The organism is Nocardia sp. NPDC087230, from assembly GCF_044744725.1.
Lineage (GTDB): Bacteria > Actinomycetota > Actinomycetes > Mycobacteriales > Mycobacteriaceae > Nocardia > Nocardia canadensis.
Window position 1 is genome coordinate 1 of record NZ_JBIUYV010000005.1, and the last position, 16491, is coordinate 16491.

Annotated in this window: 14 protein-coding genes; 8 read left to right on the forward strand and 6 right to left on the reverse strand. The window is 68.4% G+C overall.

Features of this window, described 5'->3' with window-relative positions:
- Positions 1 to 139: 139 nt before the first annotated feature.
- Positions 140 to 1729 (reverse strand): GMC family oxidoreductase, encoded by a 1590-nt coding sequence (locus tag ACIO52_RS18235; protein ID WP_402645161.1) that lies wholly within the window; start codon positions 1727 to 1729, stop codon positions 140 to 142.
- Between the two features lie 154 nt (positions 1730 to 1883).
- A complete protein-coding gene (locus ACIO52_RS18240; RefSeq protein WP_218720048.1) occupies positions 1884 to 3374 on the reverse strand; it encodes an FAD-dependent oxidoreductase in 1491 nt (496 codons plus the stop codon).
- 161 nt (positions 3375 to 3535) lie between these two features.
- Here ACIO52_RS18240 and ACIO52_RS18245 point away from each other — a divergent pair, with 161 nt between their 5' ends.
- The 4 genes from ACIO52_RS18245 to ACIO52_RS18260 all read left to right on the forward strand — a co-directional run bounded on the left by ACIO52_RS18245 (position 3536) and on the right by ACIO52_RS18260 (position 7089).
- On the forward strand, positions 3536 to 4030 hold the full coding sequence (locus tag ACIO52_RS18245; protein WP_402645164.1) for a glutathione peroxidase: 495 nt from the start codon (positions 3536 to 3538) through the stop codon (positions 4028 to 4030).
- Positions 4031 to 4569: 539 nt separating this feature from the next.
- A complete protein-coding gene (locus tag ACIO52_RS18250; protein ID WP_402645167.1) occupies positions 4570 to 5310 on the forward strand; it encodes an SDR family oxidoreductase in 741 nt (246 codons plus the stop codon).
- An 88-nt stretch (positions 5311 to 5398) separates the two neighbouring features.
- Positions 5399 to 6229: an SAM-dependent methyltransferase gene (locus ACIO52_RS18255; RefSeq protein WP_316574729.1), complete on the forward strand. Its 831-nt coding sequence runs from the start codon at positions 5399 to 5401 to the stop codon at positions 6227 to 6229.
- Between the two features lie 38 nt (positions 6230 to 6267).
- Positions 6268 to 7089, forward strand: coding sequence for a class II glutamine amidotransferase (locus ACIO52_RS18260; protein WP_402645170.1), 822 nt, complete (start codon positions 6268 to 6270; stop codon positions 7087 to 7089).
- A 3-nt stretch (positions 7090 to 7092) separates the two neighbouring features.
- Here the strand turns inward: ACIO52_RS18260 and ACIO52_RS18265 are convergent, their stop codons facing one another.
- Positions 7093 to 7416, reverse strand: coding sequence for an amphi-Trp domain-containing protein (locus tag ACIO52_RS18265; RefSeq protein ID WP_218720052.1), 324 nt, complete (start codon positions 7414 to 7416; stop codon positions 7093 to 7095).
- A gap of 36 nt (positions 7417 to 7452) precedes the next feature.
- A complete protein-coding gene (locus tag ACIO52_RS18270; RefSeq protein ID WP_402645172.1) occupies positions 7453 to 8394 on the reverse strand; it encodes an SDR family oxidoreductase in 942 nt (313 codons plus the stop codon).
- 146 nt (positions 8395 to 8540) lie between these two features.
- On the opposite strand from ACIO52_RS18270, the gene ACIO52_RS18275 reads away from it, so the two are divergent.
- Positions 8541 to 9392: a helix-turn-helix transcriptional regulator gene (locus tag ACIO52_RS18275; RefSeq protein ID WP_218720054.1), complete on the forward strand. Its 852-nt coding sequence runs from the start codon at positions 8541 to 8543 to the stop codon at positions 9390 to 9392.
- A 130-nt stretch (positions 9393 to 9522) separates the two neighbouring features.
- The gene (locus ACIO52_RS18280; protein WP_402645176.1) at positions 9523 to 10635 is read left to right on the forward strand and encodes an FAD-dependent monooxygenase; all 1113 of its coding nucleotides are present in this window, start codon (positions 9523 to 9525) and stop codon (positions 10633 to 10635) included.
- Between the two features lie 268 nt (positions 10636 to 10903).
- On the opposite strand, the gene proS is transcribed toward ACIO52_RS18280, so the two are convergent.
- Both proS and ACIO52_RS18290 read right to left on the reverse strand, forming a co-directional pair.
- Entirely contained in the window at positions 10904 to 12343 is a 1440-nt protein-coding gene (gene proS, locus ACIO52_RS18285; protein WP_402645179.1) for a proline--tRNA ligase, read from the reverse strand.
- A 367-nt stretch (positions 12344 to 12710) separates the two neighbouring features.
- Positions 12711 to 13646: an alpha/beta hydrolase gene (locus ACIO52_RS18290; RefSeq protein WP_402645182.1), complete on the reverse strand. Its 936-nt coding sequence runs from the start codon at positions 13644 to 13646 to the stop codon at positions 12711 to 12713.
- 291 nt (positions 13647 to 13937) lie between these two features.
- Here ACIO52_RS18290 and ACIO52_RS18295 point away from each other — a divergent pair, with 291 nt between their 5' ends.
- Positions 13938 to 14750 carry an LppX_LprAFG lipoprotein gene (locus tag ACIO52_RS18295; protein ID WP_255588254.1) on the forward strand — a complete coding sequence of 271 codons (813 nt, stop codon included), beginning with the start codon at positions 13938 to 13940 and terminating at the stop codon, positions 14748 to 14750.
- A gap of 251 nt (positions 14751 to 15001) precedes the next feature.
- Complete coding sequence (locus ACIO52_RS18300) at positions 15002 to 16468, forward strand: fatty acid desaturase (protein WP_218720058.1); 1467 nt, start codon at positions 15002 to 15004, stop codon at positions 16466 to 16468.
- Positions 16469 to 16491: the final 23 nt, after the last annotated feature.

Here is a 16491-nt window from a genome sequence, read left to right on the forward strand (position 1 = left end):
CCCGCCCCCCGCCCCCCCCCCCCCCCCCCGCCCCCGGCCCCCCCCCCCCCCCCCCCCCCCCCCCCCCCCCCCCCGGGGCGGGGGGGGGGGGGGGGGGGGGGGGCGCCCCCCCCCCCCCCCCCCCCCCCCCACGCCCGGGTCAGGACTCGGCCAGGATGAAGTCCGCCGCCTGTTCACCGATGAAGATGGCCGGGGCGTTGGTGTGCCCGCGGATGATCAGCGGCATCACCGAGGTGTCGGCGACGCGCAGGCCCTCGACACCGCGCACCTTCAGGTCCGGGGTGACCACGCTGGCCGCGTCGGTACCCATTCGGCAGGTGCCGACCGGGTGGTACAGGGTGTGCGAGAACTTCTCGAGCGTCAGCGCCATGGTCGCCTCGAGATCGTCGGGCGCCTCCGGCGGGTAGATCAGCTCGCCCAGCGCGCTCTTGAGCGCGGGCTGCTGGACCAGGCTCGCGCACACCCGCAGTCCGGCGATCAGCGCCGCGCGGTCGGCGCCGTCGGGATCGGACAGGTACCGCGGGTCGATGACCGGCTTGGCGGTCGGATCGGCCGACGCGAGACCGATCCGGCCCCGGCTGCGCGGGCGCAGCAGGATCGCGCCGAGGACGACGCCGTGCTCGGTCGCCTCGACCAGGCCCTCGTGATAGAACGGCGCCGGCGCGTAGATCAGTTCCAGATCGGGGTGCTCGAGATCGGGCTCGCTGCGCACGAACCCGTACGCCTCACCGACATTGGAGGTGAGCATGCCGCGATGGCGGACCAGGTAGTTGATCAGCTCCAGCGGTTTCTCCGCCGCGAACAGCGAGTCGCCCTCGACGCTGTAGCCCAGGGCCGCGATCAGATGGTCCTGCAGGTTCGCACCGACCTCGGGGGAGTGCGCGACCACGTCGATGCCGTGCTGCTTCAGCTCGTCCTGGTCGCCGATGCCCGAGAGCTGCAGCAGCTGCGGGCTGTTCACCGCGCCACCGCACAGGATGACCTCGCGATTCGCGGTCACGGTGTGGGTCTGCCCGGCGTGCAGGTACTCCACGCCGGTGGCCTTGGTGCCGGCGAAGAGCACCCGGGTGGCCAGCGCTTCGGCGCGCACGGTCAGGTTGGCGCGCTTCATCGCCGGGCGCAGGTACGCGTCGGCGGTGCTCCAGCGCCTGCCGTCGCGCTGGGTCACCATCGTCTGCGAGAAGCCCTGCGGCGCGGGCCGGTTCGGCGACTCGAGCTCGTGGCCCGCCTGACGCACGGCCTCGAGGAAGGCGTGCGTCGAAGCGCGCGGGCTGCGCTGGCGCTGCACGTGCAGTGGGCCGCGCGACCCCTCGTCCGGGTACTGCGCGTCCTGGACGTTCTCGATCTTGCGGAACTGCTCGACCGCCGCCGCGAAGTTCCACTCCTTGCCGGCCAGGAGCCCCCACTCCTCGTAGTCGGCGCGGAAACCACGCACCCACATCATCGCGTTCATCGACGACGAGCCGCCGAAGGTCTTGCCGCGCGGCCAGTAGATCTGCCGGTCGCCGAGGCCGGGCTGCGGCTCGGTCAGGTAGTCCCAGTCACGCTCGGTGCGGAAAAGCTTCGAGAACGCCGCCGGAATATGGGCGAACTTGTCGTCGTCGGCCGGACCGGCCTCCAACAGCACGACCGTGGTGCCCGGGTCGGCGCTGAGCCGATTCGCGAGCACCGCCCCCGCCGACCCCGAGCCGACGATCACGTAATCCGCGGACGTCCCACCTGCTTGCACTGTCCAACTCCGATCCTGCACTGCATCTGTCGTAGCCAACTGGACGCGCCCGCTCGCGGGTCCGAAAAGCCCGCGAGCGCAGCCGGACTCGTCGTCCGGCGGCGGCGCTGCAAGCAGCGTACTGACAGTGGCGGTCCGGTGGGTGCCGCCTGACTCAGTCCGAGCCGGCCGCTGCCGCGGCCTTGCCCGCGCGACGGCCGTAGAAGCTGCCGTCACCGAGTGACGCACCGCTGACATAACCGTACGCGCACAGCCCTGACGTGCAACGACCCGCGGCGTAGAGCCCGGCGATCGGCTCGCCGCTGACGTGCAGCACCCGTGAGTCGAGGTCGGTGCGCAGGCCGCCCAGGGTGAATCCGGCGGTGAAACCGCGCAGATCGAAACCGGCCAGCGGGGTCGAGATCGGGCGCACCCACTCGGGCTTCTTGCCCAGCAGCGGGTCGTTGCCGTTCTCGGCGTGACGGTTGTAGGTGGCGATCGTGGTCTGCAGCGTCTGCTCCGGCAGCCCCATGTCCGCTTCGAGCTCGGCCACCGTCTCGGCGACCCACTTGGGTGGGAACCGGAAGAACGGGGTGGCCGACTCGGTCGTCAGCGCTTCCTCGAGCGAGGCCTCGTCGATGACGAGGAAGGCCTGGTTGTCGTTCTGCAGCAGGGTCGCCTGTCCGATGCGGCCCGGGTAGGTGTCCTCGGTGACGTAGCGCTGGCCGCGCCCGTTGACGAGGATGCCACGCGCCATCATCTGCGGATCGCCGAAGATGGCGACCTCGCTGGCGTCCATGTGCGCGAGCTCGGCGCCCAGCGCCTGGGCGAGCCGGATGCCGATGCCGTCGTGCTCCTCGATCGCCGCGCCGGGCCTGCCGCTCAAGCGCGGGGTGTAGCGGTCGATCATCTCGGTGTCGTAGGCGAAGCTGCCCGTCGCCAGGACGACGCCGCGCGCGGCCCGCACGGTGACCGGCTTGCCGTAGGTGGTCGCCAGGACGCCGACCACGCGATCGTCGTCGTCGACGATCAGCCGGCGGATGCGGGTGTCGTACTCGACGTCGATGTCGAGCGTGGCGACGGTGTCGGCCAGCGGCTTCATCAGCATGTAGCCGCCGCTGCGCTCACCGATCTTCTTGCCCGCCAGCTCGGGAACGTGACCGCGCGGCGCGGGCTCGGCGATGTCGAGGAAGGGCGCGGAGTTCTCGCCGCCGGAGTACATCAGGCCCTCGTCGTGCGGCGGCTCCCAGCCGGGCTCGCCCCAGAACGACTCCTTGAACGGCACACCGCAGTCGACGAGCCAGTTGTAGTGCTCGACGCTGCCCGCGCAGTAGTCGTCGATCTTGGCCTCGTCGACGCCGGGACCGAGCGCTGCCTTGAGGAACGCGGCCATGTTCTCCGGGGTGTCGTCGAAGCCGAGCGCCCGCTGCAGCGGGGTGCCGCCGCCGAGGTAGACGAACCCGCCCGCCAGCGCCGCCGCGCCGCCCCAGCCGCCGGTCCGTTCCAGGATGAGCACCTTCGCGCCCGCTCTGGCGGCCTCGATCGCGGCGCACACACCGGCGATGCCGTATCCGGCCACCACCACGTCGGCCTCGAAATCCCAGTGCTCCACGGCGTTCGCGCGCAGCGGGCGGACGGTGTCGATCCGATGGGGCTGTTCGGTCACGGGCTTCCTCCGCTGCTCGGGTACGTACCGAAATGGTGCCGCCAACCGCGCGACAAAACAAGAACGTGTTACAAAACCTCCCGCCCAGCGGGACGCTTGCGCCCCGGTCGGGCTCCGGTACGGTGGCGATCGAACCGACGTAGACGAGATCTGGTGGTGTTGTGGTGAGCGCGAACATTCGAGACATTGCGGTGCAGACCCTGACCGGGACCGACACGACGCTGGGCGAGCTGGCGGGGGGCCGGGCGGTGTTGCTGGTCAACGTGGCCTCCAAGTGCGGCCTGACCCCGCAGTACACCGGCCTGGTCGAGTTGCAGAAGACCTATGGTGAGCGGGGCTTCACGGTGATCGGCTTCCCCTGCAACCAGTTCATGGGGCAGGAGCCCGGCACCGCCGAGGAGATCCAGGAGTTCTGCTCGGTCACCTACGGCGTCGACTTCCCGCTGCTGGCCAAGGCCGACGTCAACGGCGAGGACCGGCACCCGCTCTACACCGCCCTGGTCGAGACCCCCGCCGCCGACGGCAGCGCGGGCGATATCCAGTGGAACTTCGAGAAGTTCCTGATCGGCCGCGACGGCACTGTCGCGGGCCGCTTCCGCCCGACCATCACCCCGGACGCCGGCGAGGTCGTCGCCGCGATCGAAGCGCAGCTCTGATCGCGGGCTCGGCAGCATCGCTGTCGAGCCGCTGCGCCGACAGCGGGCAGGCTGTCGGCACGCCAGTAGTGCCGCGGGTCAGCGTCGCGCGCACCAGCCCGCACGCGTCCTGGACGGCCGCACCGATGTCTGCGTCCTCGCGCGACAGCGGGGCCGGCCAACCCGGCGCCGCCGCCCCGAGGCCGAGCGGGGTCGATGCCCGCATGCCATCGCTGCGGGATCCGCTCAGTGCAGTCCGGCGGCCGCGAACGTGATGCCGCTCGGCAGGCAGTGCATGCCGGCATGCACTGCACTGTCACCCGCAGATGAATCGCGATCGCGAACAACCGGCCACCGGAACTCACCATGATCGGCAGCAGCGTGGCGGCGGTGAACAACAGGCCTGGCGTCGCCTGCACACGCGGTGAGAGCAGCGGCTCCCCGTCGCACGCGGCCAGCCGTCCGTCGACCCGGGTATCGCCGCTGCCCGGCTGATGTCACACTGCGCGACCGCATGTCGTCATCTCGTCGACAGGTTCACCGGCGAAGGAGAAACACCCATGCGGATCGCAGTGATCGGCGCGAGCGGACGGATCGGCCGTGAGGTCGTCGACGTGCTGAACAACCAGGGGGAGGAGGTCGTCGAGATCACCCGCTCGGCCGGGATCGACGTGGTGACCGGGCACGGGCTGGCCGAGGCGCTGGCCGGAGCCGATCTGGTCGTCGACGCGATCAACGCCGAGACCACCGACACCGCCGCGGTCACCACCTTCTTCGACACAGTCGCGCGCACCGTCGGCAGGGCCGCGGCGGCAGCGGGGGTGCGGCGGATCGCGGTGGTCTCGATCATCGGCATCGACGACTTCACCGCCGGACACTACGCGGGAAAACTGGCTCAGGAGCGCGCCTACCAGGCGGGCCCGGTCCCGGTGCGCATCCTGCGCGCCGCCCAGTTCCACGAGTTCACCGAGATGATGCTCGACTGGACCACTGTCGGTGATCGCGCCGAGGTGCCCGAGTACCGGGCGCGTCTGGTCGCCGCGCGCACGGTCGCCGAGCATCTGGCCGATCTCGTCCGTACCGACGGCCCGATGATGGTCGAGATCGCCGGGCCCGAGGAATGGCGCCTGGCCGACGCCGTCGCCCGGGTCGCGGCCCGCCGCGGCGCACCGGCGCAGGTTGTCGAAGTGCGGAACACCGCCGACCCGGACCGCCGGTTGCAGGCCGAGGGGGCCCTGTTGCCCGGACCCACGGCGATCATCGCGGGCCCGACGTTCGCGGAGTGGCTCGACCGGCGGTGACATCGGCCTCGGGATAGCTTCCGTGCCAACGGAACCGATGCTCTAGGCTGAATTCGTACAGTCGGTCCGATGCCCACGGAGGCGCCCGATGTCGCACTCTCCTGCCGCCTACCCCAGCGCCGTTCCGGTCGGGGTGGACACGACCCGCGCGAGCATCGCGCGGGTCTACGATGCCGCGCTCAACGGCAAGGACAACTACGAGGTGGACCGGGCGGTGCTCGAGCAGGTCCGCACCGTCGCGCCGCAGGTCAACGATTTGGCGTGGGCCAACCGCGATTTCCTGATCCGCGCGTGCCGATTCCTGGCCAAGGCCGGGATCGATCAGTTCCTCGATCTCGGCTCCGGCCTGCCTACCGCGGAGAACACCCACCAGGTGGTCCAGCGCGTCGACCCGCAGTCGCGGGTGGTCTATGTCGACAACGACCCGTCGGTCCTCGTGCACGCCCAGGCGCTGCTGGCCAGCAACAGCCGCACCCGCATCGCCGAGGCCGACATCTTCCGTCCGCTCGAGGTGCTCGGCAACGAGACGGTTCGCGGCACGCTCGACTTCACCCGGCCGCTGGCGCTGTTCCACATCGGCACCCTGCACCACTACCTCGGTGAGGACGGGCCCGCGCTGATGCAGACCTATATCGACGCCCTGCCCTCGGGATCGTTCGTCGCGATCGCCCACTTCCACGACCCGCAGACACCGGAATACAGCGAGCTGGCCCGCAAGATGGAAGAGAAGTTCATCCACAGCCCGATGGGCAGCGGCCGCTTCCGGACCAGGGACGAGATCCAGGCCATGTTCGGCGACCTGGAGATGGTCGAGCCCGGCCTCGTCCGGTGCGACGACTGGTGGCCCGACGGTCCCCACCTCACCCCGCTCAACGCGGTCCGCCATTGCATCGTCGGTGGTATCGGCCGCAAACGGTAGGCCGACATTTCTGCTTGAATGGAAGTATGTGCCGGTGGATGGCGTACTCGGGTGAGCCGATCCTCGCCGAGGATCTGCTGTTCCGCCCTGAGCACTCCCTGATCGACCAGAGCCTGCACTCGCGCCTCGGCGTGACCACCACCAACGGGGACGGCTTCGGCATCGGCTGGTACGGCCTCGGCGCCGAGCCCGCGGTGTACAAGAGCATCGAGCCCGCCTGGAACGACCGCAATCTGCGCGAGATCGCGAGTCAGGTGCGCACGCCGATGATGCTCGCGCACGTGCGGGCCTCGACCGGGACGCCGGTGCAACGCAGCAACTGCCATCCGTTCCGGCACGGGCGATGGCTGTGGGTGCACAACGGCGCCCTGCGCGGCTTCCACGAGACCCGGCGCGATCTGCTCACCGCCGTCGAACCAGCGCTCTTCGCCGACATCGAGGGGTCGACGGACAGCGAAACCCTGTTCTACCTGGCTTTGACCCTCGGTCTCGCCGACGATCCGTTCGGTGCGGTCGCCCGCGCGGTCGGTTTCGTCGAAGACGTCGGGCACGCGCACGGCGTCGAGTATCCGGTGCAGATGACCGTCGCGACCACGGACGGAGAATTCCTCTGGGTGTTCCGCTATTCGAGCGAGCGAGAATCACGGTCGCTGTTCTTCTCGACCGAACTGGCCGCGTTGCGGGCACTGCACCCGGAGGTCGAGATCCTGCGCGAACTCGGCTCCGAGACGCGATTCGTGGTCTCGGAGCCGCTGCGCGACCTGTCGGGGGCGTGGAACGAAGTGCCGGAATCCTCGGCGGGGGTGGTGGGTGCCGGCGCCGATTCGATCCGGTCCTTCGAGCCGATCGCACCCGGCTGAGGATCAGCCGGCGGGATGCTTCCGGGCACGCGTGCGGCGCGGCGTCTTGGCCGGCGCGGCCGCTCTGGACGGTGGCGGTGCGGCAGGCGCCGATTCGACCGGCTCGTCACGCCATTTGATTTCGATTTCGATTTCGGTCTCGGTACCGTCGACCTCGATTTCGAATTCCCAACTGACCCGGTCGGCGACTTCGACCTCGATGGAATCGCCGTCCGAACCGAATTCCACCTCCGATTCGCCCGCCAGAGCCTTGCCAATCGCGATCAGGCGCTCGGACGCCTCTTTACGAGAGAGTTCGGACTTTCTCTTGATCTCCAACTTCGGCATGTCGACTCCAGATGTCGGGTCTCGTGAATTGGATAACTACACCGTAGCCGACAGGTGGGTGAGGTCCTCGGAGATCTGCCAGAGGCGTGCGGCGTCGTCCGCGCTGCGCAGCCGGGAGTAGACGGCCTGCTCGGCGGGTGCGCCGGACAGGTGCCCGAGACCACTCGGACCGTACAGTCGGGCGCCGCGGGCGTCGGGCGAGGTGGCGGCCAGCAGCGCGGGCAGCAGCGCTGTCTCGACCGTCCCGACGAGGATGCCGCGCCGCGACAGCGCGTGAATGAGGCGCCTGCCGAGCGTGTCTCGTGTTCGGCCGAGTTCGGGCCGCGCCGCCAGGAGACTGGTGGGTGCGACCCCGGGGTGGGCGAGATTGCTGGTGATGCCCCAGCCTGCCGCCCGGCTGCGCCGATCCAGTTCGAGCCCGAACAGGCCGAGAGCGATCTTCGACTGGCTGTACGCGCGTTGGCCGTCGTAGGACCGTTCCCAGTTCAGGTCGTCCCAGTGCATGGCGTGCCGATTCGCGGCGATGCTGATCTGCGAGGTCACCCGCGCCCGCCCGGCGCGCAGCAGCGGCAGCAGCTGGGCGACGAGCGCGAAGTGCCCCAGATGGTTGGTGCCGAACTGCAACTCGAACCCGTCGGCGGTGGTCTGCCGCTGTGGCGGGGTCATCACGCCGGCGTTGTTGACGAGCAGGTGGATCGGCTGGTTCTCCTCGCGCAAGGCCGCACCGAGTGCGGCGACCGAGTCCAGCGACGACAGATCCAGCTCGCGCACCGACAGCACCGCCCGAGGGTGCTGGTGCCTGATCTTCGCGACCGCCGCCTCGCCCTTGCGCCGGTTGCGCACGGGCAGGACGACCTCCGCGCCGGCGGCGGCCAGCCGGGTCGCCAGGCCCAGCCCGACGCCGTCACTGGCGCCGGTGACGACGGCGAGTTTCCCGGTGAGGTCGGCCACGATGAGGTCCGGCCGTGTGTGTGCCATGCGTTGCTCCTGGGTCGCTGGACGGGGGACGTGGTTTCAGGCTGCGCCCCGGACGCGCGGATATCCACGGTCTGTCGATCCCAGGCAACCCCGCGCCGCCGAGGGCAGACTGGGGACAGAACCGTGACCCAGGGAGGATGCAGCCGATGATCGACCGAGCGGGGCTCGCCGAATTCCTGCGACGCCGCCGAGAAGCACTGCAACCCGAAGACGTCGGGCTCCCGCGCGGGGAACGCCGCCGAACGGCCGGACTGCGTCGCGAAGAGGTCGCCACGCTGTGTCACCTCTCCGCCGACTACTACAGCCGGCTCGAACGCGAGCGGGGCCCGCACCCGTCCGAGCAGATGATCGCCTCGATCGCGCAGGGGCTGCACCTGACGCTCGACGAACGCGACCACCTGTTCCGCCTGGCCGGACACAACCCACCCGCGCGTGGCTCGACCAGCGAGCACGTCAGCCCGGGCCTGCTACGCATCTTCGATCGCCTGACCGATACCCCCGCCGAGATCGTCACCGAACTCGGCGAGACCTTGCGCCAGACCCCACTGGGTGTCGCCCTCACCGGCGACACCACCCGCTACACCGGCCCGGCCCGCTCCCTCGGCTATCGGTGGTTCACCGACCCTGCCACCCGGGCGATGTACCACCCCGACGACCACGCTCTGCACTCGCGCGTGTTCGCCTCGGGATTGCGCGCGATGGTCACGCTGCGCGGCCCCGATTCACGCGCGGCGCACCTGCTGGAGCTGCTGCTCGACCGCAGCGAAGAATTCCGCACCCGCTGGAAAGAGCACGAAATCGGCGTCCACTACACCGGCGTGAAACGCTATGTGCACCCCGAGGTCGGTGCCTTGGACCTGACCTGTCAGACACTTCTCGACCCCGACCAATCGCACCTCCTGCTGGTCTACACCGCCGTCCCCGGCAGCGAGAGCTACGACAAACTCCAGCTCCTGTCCGTGATCGGAGCGCTCCCGCCGGCATCTCCGACCGCGTGAATCAACGGCGCGCCCGTCGGGTTCGCACCCCGTCCTGGGAACGAATTCTCCCCTGCACCAGTGCGCATTCCGCTGCCACCATCGACTCGGACAGCACCACGGCCCAACGCTGTGAGCGTCCGTCGAGTCGATGAAGGAGACCGTCATTTCTACGAATTCTGCCGAGCAGGTGTCGCGTCATACGCAGACGGTGATCGTCGGTGGCTCGCTGGGTGGTTTGACCACCGCGCTCGCGTTGGCCGCTCGTGGCACAGCGGTCACCGTCCTCGAGCGGACGACGGGGCGTACCCAACGCGGCGTCGCGATTCTGGTGTCCGGTGCAAGTCTGCGCCGGGCTCTCGGACCGCAGGCACGCGAGATCGTCGGCAAGGCGCTCGGTCCCGCCTCGATGCGCCAGGGTGTGTACCCGCATGCCTGGTGGGACGTCTACTCGGCGCTGCGCGACGCCGTCGACGCGGAGCCGCTCGTCTCGGTGATCGAGAACGCGCACGTCGTCGAGATCGGCCAGGACGCCGATGCTGCCTGGGCCCGACTCGAGGACGGAACGGCGTGGACGTCCGAGGTGTTGCTGGGCGCCGACGGTTACCGCAGTGTGGTGCGGCGTGCCGTCGACGCGGCCCGTCCCGTGGCCGACTACGCGGGATACGTGGTGTGGCTGGGCCAATCGGAGCTGCCCGAGTCCTTCGCTGAGCGGGCCGGCGGCCCTGACTTCTTCAACGGTGCCGACGACATGCTCGCCGTGTACCCACTGATCGACCGTGACGGCGGCGTCACCCGATACGGCTGGGGCTGGTTCGATCCGCACCACACCTCGCTGTTCCGGCGGATCGGCGCGATCGACGGCACCGAGGTCAAGCACACACCGCGCGGAGACGCGATCCCCGACGAGGTCTACGACGAGATGATCCGCACCGCGCAAGCCCGATGGCACGAGCCTTGGCGCACCGGGGTCGTCGAGGCCTTTCGCTCCCGGGATGTGGTGGCCACACCGATCACCGAATACTTGCCGCACCGCGTGGTCGACGGCCGAATCGGCCTGCTCGGCGACGCCGCGCACGCGCAGACACCGATGACCGGGGCGGGATTCGAAGAAGCGGTGACCGACGCGGTCGCGCTGGCCGAGGCGCTCGACGACATGCCCGCCGACAAGGGCCTCGCGCGCTACGAATCGGCCAGACTGACCGGAATGCGTGCCAGGGTATCGGCGGGCCAGTCCTTCAGCCGCTCCTTCACGTGCGCCTGAACAAGTGGGGGAGCCCCAACCACTCCATATTGATACGTCAATATTCGCATTTAACTATGAAAAGCTGACCGGCAGTATGCGGCGACGTCGCCTACCGCTTCGGAAGCAAGGAGGGAAGGCGAAACGTGCCGGCCGCGATCAGCGACGAAGAACGTCGCGCTCGCTGGGTCGACCACACGACGTAGTGGCACAGGTTCCGCTGACGGCCAGCGGGGGAAGGTGCTCGTCGTGTGTGGGTCGGCTTGTCGCACGGCCGACCCACACGCGGTCAGTAGGCGCGGGAGAAGATCACGCGCTTGCCGTAGGCGCTCGGCACGGCACAGCGAACGCAGGGGCCGCTGGTCGCTTCGCCTGCCAAGGGAACGCAGCGCGGCGTCGCGGTGGTGATCGCTGTGATCTCGTTCTCGCAGCTGGGCCGCCCACAGTGGTGCGCGAGCGCCCACCCGGTCGACACCGCGACCTCGAAGGCCGCCCAGTCGTCGACGGTGCTGGTGTTCTCGTCGCGGAACGCTGTGGCGCGCGCCAGCAGGTACGCCTGGAAGTCGTCGAGGATGCCGGGCATCGTGTCGGGCAGGCTCGCCAGCTCCACGACCTGTTTGCCGTCGTCGCCGAGACGGCGGACCAGCACCGCGGTGCCCGCGGCGAGGTCGCGCGGGCCGAGTTCCAGCCGGACCGGCGCACCCCGCATCTCCCACTCGTTGAATTTCCAGCCCGGCGTGTGGTCACGGTCGTCGACGTGGACTCGGACACCGGCCGCGCGGAGCCTTCCGGCGAGTTCGCCGGCCGCGGCCAGGACGGCGGCCGCGGTGTCGCCGCGCAGGATCGGCACGATCACCACCTGGTGGGGTGCCAGCCGGGGCGGGAGTACCAGGCCGCGGTCGTCGCCGTGGGTCATGACGATGCCACCGAGCATGCGGGTGCTCATGCCCCATGAGGTCGTGTGGCACAGCGTGTCCCGACCGTCCGGGGCCGCGTAGCTGATGCCGAAGGCCTGCGCGAAGTTGGTGCCCAGGTAGTGGGACGTGCCTGCTTGCAGGGCTTTGCCGTCCCGCATCATGGACTCGATGGTGATCGTCTCGACCGCTCCGGCGAACCGCTCGCCGGGAGTCTTCTCGCCGGGGACGACAGGCATCGCCGCCAGGTCCCTGGCGACGGTGGCGTAGATGTCGAGGGCCAGCGCGGTCTCCGCGCGCGCCTCGGCCTCGTCGGCGTGGGCGGTGTGGCCCTCCTGCCACAGGAATTCGGTGGTCCGCAGCAACATGCGCGGGCGCATCTCCCAGCGCACGACATTGGCCCACTGATTGAGCAACAGGGGCAGATCACGGTGCGAGTCGATCCATTCGGCCATCATCTCGCCGATGATCGTCTCGCTGGTGGGTCGCACGACGAGGGGTTCTTCGAGCTCTTTCCCGCCCGCGTGGGTGACAACGGCGACTTCGGGGGCGAACCCCTCGACGTGTTCGGCTTCGCGTGCGAGATGGGACCGGGGGATCAGGAGGGGGAAGTAGGCGTTCTCGTGACCGGTGTCCTTGATGCGGCGATCGAGCTCGGCCTGCAAGAGTTCCCAGATCCGGTACCCGTACGGTCGGATGACGATGGTGCCCTTGGCCGGTCCGCGGTCGACGAGCGCCGCCCGCAGGACGACCTCGTTGTACCAGGTGGAGAAGTCGGCGCTCTGGGCGGTGATTCCGCGCTCATCCCGTGCCATGGCACGAGGGTATCGCCGTGGTCTACCGATTTTTCGGGCCAGGACGTGTGGTCCAGGAGGTGCCCGAGGGCTGCTGTTTCGGCACTCGGAGACCGGGGTAGTACCCGGTCGGGTCGGTGATCCATACGGGGTCGGGACCCATACCGCGGGAGACGGGATGACGGCTCTCCCGGACCAGCGGTCCGGCGGTTGCCGAGCGACGAAGGTGGCCCCCCGGTGGTCAGGGCGCCGAGGGACTCGCTCGGCAACCGTCGATCCATGGTCGAATCCGCTCGGCCCGGCCATCCGAATCCGACCTCGCCGCGACCGAGAGCCCAGGGCGGGCCACCGGTGTACCGGTGTCCCGCCCTGGGTCTGTCGATTCTGATCAGCTCAGGTGCTTGCCGAAGAACGGCACCAGGTTCTCCAGCGCTTCCCCGGTCGGGCCGGGCTGGTCGTAGAGGTCGTAGTGCGAGGCGCCCTCGACCACCACGAGCTGCTTGTCCTTCGACGCGGCACGACCATAGAGCTCCATGCTCAACCGCTGCGAGGCGAACGCGCCCGGCTTGTCACCGATCACCACGCACAGCGGCTGGGTCAGGAAGACCTCGACACGGTCGTAGGCGTCCCAATCGGCCAGCGCGGCCTGACGAGCGAAGTTGAAGCTCGTCTTGCCGCCGGGGGCCTGACCGCGATCGGTCTTGTAGTAGTCGGTGGCCTCGAGGACATCGATATCGGTGACCCCGGCCTGCTTGGCCGCCTCCACCGACGGCGGCAGCAAATCGTTGATCACCTGGGCCTGGCCACGGGCCTCGGCGGTGCGCTGCGCGGCGATCGCCTCGAGCATGCCCATCGGGTTGTACTCGGAGAAACCCTCGCGCATCAACCGGCCGACATTGCTGCCGACCACGGTGCCCAGTGCCTTGATCCGCCGGTCGATCTTGGTGGCCGCCACGGCGTAACCCGCGCCACCGCAGATCGCGAGCACCCCGATATTGTCGGCGTCGACATAGGGCAGGGTGACCAGGTGGTCGATTACGAAGCTGAAATCGCTGGTCCGGAAGCCGGGATCCTCGACCGAGCGCGGATCGCCGCCACTGTCACCCTGGAAACTGGCGTCGAAGGCGGCTACCACGAAGCCCGCTTCGGCCAGAGCCTTGCCGTAGATGTTGCCCGAGGTCTGCGCTTTGCAGCTGCCGGTGGGGTGGGCCGAGACGACGGTGGGGTACACCTTCGACTCGTCGAAGCCCGGCGGGAAGTAGATGTCCGTCGCGATGTCCCAGGCCCAGCCCTTGACGGCCACTGTTTCGATGTTGTCTGCCATGACCTTCTTCTCTCTCGTCGGCTAGCTATTCATCGGCTACGACACCAAGCTATGCCGATTTCGGCAGAACGAGAAGGTCAGAAGGGTTCCTGGGAACGATCCTTCCCAGGCAGGGCGGAAACCAGCATCCGAAAACTCCACTGCGCGCTTGCAAGTCGCAATCTGCGAAGCTCGGGTACTATCGCCGTCGGGGGAGCGCGAGATGTCCGATGGTCTGCTTAGTATGTCGCAGGCACCGGCAGCTTCGGCTGCCTCATCAACGCCATACACGACATCTCCAGGGGATGAAACTTGATCGACACGACACCGCACCCCACCCCCCGGAGCCGCTTCGCGCGGCGCTCCGGCATCACTTCGATCGTCGCGGCCGCTGCTCTCTGCGCCGCGCTCGTCACCGGCTGCACCAAGGACGACGCCACCACCACGGCGGCGCCGCCGACCGGTCAGCTGCCCGACGGCGCGCAGATCGTGAAGGAGTCGGCGAAGACCACGCAGACCCTGCACACCGTGCACCTGAAGATCGACGTGAAGAACCTGCCGAACCTGCCCGTGGAGACCGTCTCGGCCGACGTCACCAACGAGACCCAGGGTTCCGGCGCCGCGATGGGCGAGGCGAAGGTCAAGCTCAAGCCGGAGGCCGACTTCACCGAGTCGAAGTTCCTCGTGGTGGACAAGGTCCTCTACACCCAGGCCGGTGGCCGCTACGTGCCCGCAGGCCCGGCGGAGAAGGTCTACGATCCGGGCGTCATCCTGGACAAGGACAAGGGCATCGCGAACGTGATCGCCAACGTCCAGAACCCGAAGACCGAGGGCCGCGAAGTCATCGACGGCATCAACACCGTCAAGGTCACCGGCACCATCGATGCCGCCGTGATCGACCCGATCGTGCCTCGCGTCGGCGAGAACGCCGGCACCATGCCGATCACCCTGTGGATCCAGGACACCGCGCCGCCTGCCTCGGATTCGACCAAGCCGTCGGACGCCGCGTCCACCGGTGAGGGCCCGAATCTCGTTCGCGCCGTAGTGAAGAAGGACCAGGGCGAGGTCACCGTCGGCCTGTCCAACTGGGCCAAGCCGGTCAACATCGTCAAGCCGGCCGGCTGATCCGAGCCGACCGAACCGGATAGTCACCCACCGGTCCGGGGACCGCGGAGCCTGGCACGCAGTGCCGTCCGCAGCCCCGGGCCGGTGTGTCGTCTGGGTGTCGCCTGCGGCAACCGGCGCTTCGAGCCGCGGACGCGGCACCAATAAGAGAATGTTCAGCGAGATGCAAGGCGCCACAAGGACTATACGTGTCGGGACGCTGGTCGGCAGGCAACACGCATCGAACGCCGATCGACACGGAGGAAGAACAAATGACGATCGATGATCGACCTGATGAAGAGGAGCGCGAGCTCCCGCCACCGCCCGGCCCTGGGGGTCGGCCTCCCGTCAACAACGTATGGGTCTTTAACGGCAGAGCCTACGACCTGAGTGACTGGATCTCCAAGCATCCAGGCGGTGAATTCTTCATCGGCCGGACGAAGAACCGCGATATCACCTCGATCATCGGTTCCTACCACCGTGATCCGGAAAAAATCGCGCGGATGATCGAGCGTTACAGCCTCGGTCGCGATGCCACCCCCGAAGACATCCACCCGAAGAACAACGCGCCCGACTTCCTGTTCAAGGAAGGCTTCAACAGCTGGGACGACACTCCGAAGTACAAGTTCGACAACAAGAGCGACCTCCTGCATCAGGTCAAGGCCCGGATCAAGGAACCCGAGCTGGCGGCCCGCCTGAAGCGGATGGACCGCGCGTTCGACATCGTCGTCGCCGTGTTGATCTTCCTGTATTTCGCCGTGCAGGGCCTGCGCCTGTGGGACACCAGCTGGATGCCGTTGCCGGTCTTCGTGATCGCGATGGTGCTGCTGCGCAGCTCGCTGGCCGGATTCGGCCACTACGCGATCCACCGGGCGCAGAAGGGGCTCAACAAGTACGCGGTGAACGCGTTCGACATGAACTATGTCGCACTGTCTTTCGTCACCGCCGACGGTCACGCCCTGCTGCACCACCCGCACACGCAGAGTGAAGTCGACATCAAGAAGAACGTCTTCACGATGATGATGCAGGTGCCGCGCCTGTACCGGGTGCCCGTGCACACCGTGCACAAGTTCGGACATCTGCTGACGGGCATGATCATTCGCCTGCTCGATGTCTGCCGGCTCACCCGCAAGGTGGGCATCAAGGACATGTACGGCACCTGGCGCGGCGCGCTGCCGCACTTCATCGGTTCGTTCGGCGTGCGGTTCCTGCTGGTGGCCGAGGTCGTCGTGTTCACCCTCGCGGGTGACTTCTGGGCCTGGGCGCTGCAATTCGTGATCACTCTGTGGATCAGCACGTTCATGGTGGTGGCCAGCCACGACTTCGAGGTGCCGACCGAGGAACTGCACACCGAGACCGAGGACTGGGCGGTCAACCAGCTCGAGCAGGCCTACGACCTGACCGTGGTCGGCAACAAGTACGTCGACTGCTTCCTCTCCGCCGGTCTGAGCTCGCACCGGGTGCATCACGTACTTCCGTTCCAGCGCAGCGGCTTCGCCAATATCGCCACCGAGGACGTGGTGCGCGAGGAGGCCGCGAAGTTCGGCGTGGAGTGGCTGCCCGCGAAGAGCTTCTTCGGAGATCGTTTCCCCAAGCTGTGCCGGACCTACCTGCTCGCGCCCTCGCGTGAGGCCGAGGAGAACCGGTGGGGATTCGTGCGCGAGCACTGCGCACCCACAGCGCTGAAGACCTGTGTGACCTACACGGTGCAGGGCTTCACCGGCATCGGAACCGTCTGAACCGATTCCGCTGCCACGTTCAA

Bases quoted from the DNA above. Each gene is read 5' to 3' on its own strand.
- ACIO52_RS18250 (WP_402645167.1), top strand. From the start codon at position 4,570: ATGCGGATCGCAGTGATCGGCGCGAGCGGACGGATCGGCCGTGAGGTC.
- ACIO52_RS18255 (WP_316574729.1), top strand. From the start codon at position 5,399: ATGTCGCACTCTCCTGCCGCCTACCCCAGCGCCGTTCCGGTCGGGGTG.
- ACIO52_RS18260 (WP_402645170.1), top strand. From the start codon at position 6,268: ATGGCGTACTCGGGTGAGCCGATCCTCGCCGAGGATCTGCTGTTCCGC.
- ACIO52_RS18265 (WP_218720052.1), bottom strand. From the start codon at position 7,416: ATGCCGAAGTTGGAGATCAAGAGAAAGTCCGAACTCTCTCGTAAAGAG.
- ACIO52_RS18270 (WP_402645172.1), bottom strand. From the start codon at position 8,394: ATGGCACACACACGGCCGGACCTCATCGTGGCCGACCTCACCGGGAAA.
- ACIO52_RS18275 (WP_218720054.1), top strand. From the start codon at position 8,541: ATGATCGACCGAGCGGGGCTCGCCGAATTCCTGCGACGCCGCCGAGAA.
- ACIO52_RS18280 (WP_402645176.1), top strand. From the start codon at position 9,523: ATGAAGGAGACCGTCATTTCTACGAATTCTGCCGAGCAGGTGTCGCGT.
- proS (WP_402645179.1), bottom strand. From the start codon at position 12,343: ATGGCACGGGATGAGCGCGGAATCACCGCCCAGAGCGCCGACTTCTCC.
- ACIO52_RS18290 (WP_402645182.1), bottom strand. From the start codon at position 13,646: ATGGCAGACAACATCGAAACAGTGGCCGTCAAGGGCTGGGCCTGGGAC.
- ACIO52_RS18300 (WP_218720058.1), top strand. From the start codon at position 15,002: ATGACGATCGATGATCGACCTGATGAAGAGGAGCGCGAGCTCCCGCCA.